Genomic DNA, 1178 nt, shown 5'->3' with positions numbered 1-1178 from the left:
GCTCCTCCACCACCGCCGGGTTGTACTGGGCCAGCAGCTCCCGGCCCAGCCGGGCGATGTCGGAGGTCGACATCGACGGCTCCCTGGCCTTGGAAGCCAAGATCCCGGCCTCCACCATCCGCCGGAACCTGTCGGCGTCCGGGCAGTCCTTAGTGTTGCGTGCCTTGACCGCCTTATCAGCGGCCTTGCACACCGCCACCGCCTCCCCGATGGACAACAACCCGGAGTCCAGGCCTTCGCGGGTGGCGGGAAGCTCCTGGGCGAACAACCGGCGCGCCAGCTGGGCGCGCCCGTTGGCCTCAACGGGGGCCATCCCCACCGAGTGGATGAGCCAGTTCTGCACCGACCGCTGCCCACCCGCCTCCAGCAGGGTCCCGGCCGCCTCCAGCTGCGCCAGGCGCAGCAGTATCGCAAGCTGGGCCTGATCGAAGTCCTCGAACACCTGCGAGATCACATCCAGGACCTGGCCAGCTGCTCCGGTCGGGGGCACCTCCGCCATCTCCGAGGCGATCTTTCCCCGGGCAGCACCCATGGCGGCCACGGCGGGGGTGTTTCCCGCCGCATTCCCGCACTGCCCGAAAGAAGAAGTCATACCACCAGGATATCAAGAAAGACCCAGAAAGGACCTACCCCGGGGGTGACACAACACTTACCAGGACACCCCAATCCGCCTTTCCCATTCCCTGGAAAGAAGCCACCAGGAAAGGGACTCAGCCTCCCTTGACCGCATTCTTGGACAAAGCGGACAAATGTGTGCCCCTATGGGAATGATCTTGCTCCTGTCGCCGGTCTCGACGGCCGAGGGTGGAGACAGGAGCAAGATCATCGGGGTTTTCGCCGCGCACAGTGACCAGCCGCGACACCCGCAACCGGTGGGCTCCGGCGCAGTGGCCCACCCGGCCGAAGGTCGCGCTGTTCGGGGTACGCCGCCCACCATGACCAGCCGCGACACCGCCAGGCGTCAACGCTCCGGCGCAGGGGCAGGCATCGGCCGCCAGGCCGACAGAATCCGTCTTTCGGGCGGAGCCCGAATTCGCCACAGGCCTCGACTACCCGTCCCGTTATGTTTTTGGTGGCCCCGCAATGGAGCCACTGGCCTACGGGCCCGGCATGACTGGATGTCCCCGTCGAACCCATGACCTAAAGGGTGATGTCACCGGGCCCGATAGGTGCCGTCA

The 1178-nt window shown here is 66.4% G+C and carries 1 pseudogene; it reads right to left on the bottom strand.

What is annotated here, in order from left to right:
* Nucleotides 1-592, bottom strand: a pseudogene (locus tag ACYVD1_RS34715) (HNH endonuclease signature motif containing protein); the annotation flags it as partial.
* Nucleotides 593-1178: the final 586 nt, after the last annotated feature.

It is taken from the genome of Nocardiopsis nanhaiensis (assembly GCF_054778635.1).
The sequence above is the reverse complement of the archived record's forward strand: the minus strand, read 5'-3'. Positions and strand labels throughout refer to the sequence as shown.